The organism is Baaleninema simplex PCC 7105, assembly GCF_000332355.1.
In the GTDB taxonomy this organism is placed as follows: domain Bacteria; phylum Cyanobacteriota; class Cyanobacteriia; order Cyanobacteriales; family Geitlerinemataceae; genus Baaleninema; species Baaleninema simplex.
Map to the genome: position 1 here is coordinate 3,968,783 of NZ_KB235958.1, position 4,080 is coordinate 3,972,862.

A 4,080-nucleotide genomic window follows, 5' to 3' on the forward strand; every position below is an offset into this window, starting at 1 on the left:
GGTCTTCAAGTTGACGATAGAGATGAGGGGTCATGATGCTGATGTGCTAGTTGAGGAACTCGAACATCGCATCTGACCCCTCTTTTTGTCTACCCCCTTTTTCTCAAATCCACTCCCTCTCTCACTTTCAGGAGTTTTCTGCACCACCAAGGTTGAAACCCAATAAAATCCCTTCAAGGGATTGAAACAGACTTTTTTCTAGGGAAAATCTAAAAGTCTTACAATGTTGAAACCCAATAAAATCCCTTCAAGGGATTGAAACCTCAATCGACCTTTATCCAAGCGAAACGACGTATCGTTGAAACCCAATAAAATCCCTTCAAGGGATTGAAACAACGATCTCCCCGCGACAGTATCGCGACCGCCGAACCTAGTTGAAACCCAATAAAATCCCTTCAAGGGATTGAAACTTGCCTCGAACAAATCCGTGAGATTTTCCCAGACGGTTGAAACCCAATAAAATCCCTTCAAGGGATTGAAACATTTCAAGGCAGCGCTGTACTTTTTTGTAGTCTACGTTGAAACCCAATAAAATCCCTTCAAGGGATTGAAACGAGCTTTCATAAGAAAAAAAGATGAGAGATGAGATTTTGAAACCCAATAAAATCCCTTCAAGGGATTGAAACCAGCAGCAAAAGACGGAGAAGTAAAAACGACCCAAAGTTGAAACCCAATAAAATCCCTTCAAGGGATTGAAACCGATTTGTTCCGCTACAGGCAAGAAACTCTATCTCGGTTGAAACCCAATAAAATCCCTTCAAGGGATTGAAACGAGATCGGCGTCGCTCATGGCTTCCGGCTCTACCGGTTGAAACCCAATAAAATCCCTTCAAGGGATTGAAACTTTTACGACGAACTGGCCAGGGCGCGAATGCCGTGTTGAAACCCAATAAAATCCCTTCAAGGGATTGAAACAGACACTCTAATAACGCCTTGATTCATCTCCTAAAGTTGAAACCCAATAAAATCCCTTCAAGGGATTGAAACTACGGCCATCGGATTCGCGATACTCGCCGCAAACGTTGAAACCCAATAAAATCCCTTCAAGGGATTGAAACACGCTTCCACTACGACGAACCCATCAACCACGTCAAAGGTTGAAACCCAATAAAATCCCTTCAAGGGATTGAAACCAAATTTGCTTGTTATCCTCAATCCCGATTTCCCCTCGTTGAAATCCAATAAAATCCCTTCAAGGGATTGAAACTAAGATGGGTGCGTACTTAGAAACTTTAGGCGAAGTTGAAACCCAATAAAATCCCTTCAAGGGATTGAAACGAGTTCAATCGATAATATACAACAACTGCCCCCGCTGACGTTGAAACCCAATAAAATCCCTTCAAGGGATTGAAACCTCTAATGGGAGAGGATTGGCATTCTCTTTTTCAAGTTGAAACCCAATAAAATCCCTTCAAGGGATTGAAACCTTTTTGGGGAAAGTGTAGGAGACTAACAAGTAAGTTGAAACCCAATAAAATCCCTTCAAGGGATTGAAACAATTCTGACGGCGGGAAACGACCACACAACGACTGTTGAAACCCAATAAAATCCCTTCAAGGGATTGAAACTCGAATGGGGTTGAAGTGATCCGCCGCATTGTAACGTTGAAACCCAATAAAATCCCTTCAAGGGATTGAAACCGGAAGCGGGGGAGGATCTGACGACGCCCCCAATGCAGGTTGAAACCCAATAAAATCCCTTCAAGGGATTGAAACGGGATGAAGGCCCTCGCTTCCTCTCCTACGACTTGAGTTGAAACCCAATAAAATCCCTTCAAGGGATTGAAACCTCGAATACCAGGCGGACGGACTGCTTTACACCGCACGTTGAAACCCAATAAAATCCCTTCAAGGGATTGAAACGCCGAACCATCTACGTGAACGATTTCGACGTAGCGCCCCGCCCCGTTGAAACCCAATAAAATCCCTTCAAGGGATTGAAACAAGGAAGATATCGAAGAATTGTACGGCTATCAAATCGTTGAAACCCAATAAAATCCCTTCAAGGGATTGAAACGACAGAGACAGACGCAATGAGGACGGCGATCGCCACAGCCAAGGTTGAAACCCAATAAAATCCCTTCAAGGGATTGAAACTTGATGTAGTCGAAGGGAAACGACCACGGGTCTAGTTGAAACCCAATAAAATCCCTTCAAGGGATTGAAACACTGATAATACGTGGGGCGAGTTCTCCTTCTCCACGGTTGAAACCCAATAAAATCCCTTCAAGGGATTGAAACGACGGTGCGATCGCCCGGACATCCGACGCCGCCTCGGGTTGAAACCCAATAAAATCCCTTCAAGGGATTGAAACAGAAGCTACCCGGAACGTTGTCGGGGTTCAGCTCAGGTTGAAACCCAATAAAATCCCTTCAAGGGATTGAAACATGGGGTTATCTGTTGTCAACCCCCACGGCGCTCCGGTTGAAACCCAATAAAATCCCTTCAAGGGATTGAAACAATGCGAACAACATTCCGTTGACGGGGAAGTCCGCCTTGTTGAAACCCAATAAAATCCCTTCAAGGGATTGAAACCAATTTCAGGCTCGGGTTCAATTTCAGGCTCGGGTGTTGAAACCCAATAAAATCCCTTCAAGGGATTGAAACGAATCCAGCAACATCGGTACTGTAGACTCCTTCGCCGTTGAAACCCAATAAAATCCCTTCAAGGGATTGAAACGTTGGCTGCAACCTTCCCCCCATACCATTCAGAGAAGTTGAAACCCAATAAAATCCCTTCAAGGGATTGAAACTGCCGATCGCCGACGCCAACTCAGGATTACTTCGAGGTTGAAACCCAATAAAATCCCTTCAAGGGATTGAAACGGGATTATCGACTTGCACGAGAAACCGGAGTTGCGTTGAAACCCAATAAAATCCCTTCAAGGGATTGAAACTCGTCTTTCGGTCGTGGTCGCGGCGCGTTTGCGGCTCGGTCGGTGTTGAAACCCAATAAAATCCCTTCAAGGGATTGAAACGTTTAGACGATCAAAACGTATCAAATATACAAGATAAACGTTGAAACCCAATAAAATCCCTTCAAGGGATTGAAACTTAAAGTATTGGAGAAAGTATGCTAACAATAGATCCAGTTGAAACCCAATAAAATCCCTTCAAGGGATTGAAACTAATAGTTACTTTATACCCAGTTGGAGAAGTTGAGTTGAAACCCAATAAAATCCCTTCAAGGGATTGAAACAAGCTCCTCCACTGCGATAGCTTTCAATTCCGCGATAGTTGAAACCCAATAAAATCCCTTCAAGGGATTGAAACTTGTTCTAATTGTATTTCTTCATTTATTCTATTTTTGTTGAAACCCAATAAAATCCCTTCAAGGGATTGAAACATTGAAGGGCATCTGAATCGATAGCCACAGATAAACCTTTGTTGAAACCCAATAAAATCCCTTCAAGGGATTGAAACGATAAAGTAAAGAATGGTCTATGGCTGATTCAACGTTGAAACCCAATAAAATCCCTTCAAGGGATTGAAACATAAGCAGACTTTTGATAACCAAGCAATATTTATCAAAGGTTGAAACCCAATAAAATCCCTTCAAGGGATTGAAACGGCGTTGGCGATCGCGATCGGCGATAACCTGCCCGGTTGAAACCCAATAAAATCCCTTCAAGGGATTGAAACGTCGAAGGTTACGGTTTGCACTGTCACCACAGCCCGAGTTGAAACCCAATAAAATCCCTTCAAGGGATTGAAACTGGATAAAGCGGTTCGCCGCGCCCCCAAAGGCGGGGGAGTTGAAACCCAATAAAATCCCTTCAAGGGATTGAAACTCTTTGGCATCGTTCTAACTCCTAACGATGCTTTAGTTGAAACCCAATAAAATCCCTTCAAGGGATTGAAACTTTGGGGTCTTCGCAAAACAAGGTGATAAGAAAAATTTATTAAGTAAAGCAAGACAGAAAGCGCATTCGCATATTTTCAAAATTTATAAAGCCATAAGCTTGACGCTTTATCAGTTTAAGACGATTATTAATACCCTCCATAACACCATTGGTTGTTCGGCTCAAGAAATAATTACATATTGTGTTAAGATGATTGCGAATTGTCTTGACAGCATCA

At 43.1% G+C, this 4,080-nt stretch carries 1 protein-coding gene and 1 CRISPR repeat array; the gene reads right to left on the reverse strand.

Annotated features, from left to right (window positions below):
* The first annotated feature begins 151 nt into the window (after positions 1–151).
* Positions 152–3,863: a CRISPR direct-repeat array (repeat unit 37 nt; unit sequence GTTGAAACCCAATAAAATCCCTTCAAGGGATTGAAAC).
* A 39-nt stretch (positions 3,864–3,902) separates the two neighbouring features.
* A partial coding sequence (locus GEI7105_RS35230) for a transposase (RefSeq protein WP_144053956.1) occupies positions 3,903–4,080 on the reverse strand: 178 nt, incomplete at its 5' end.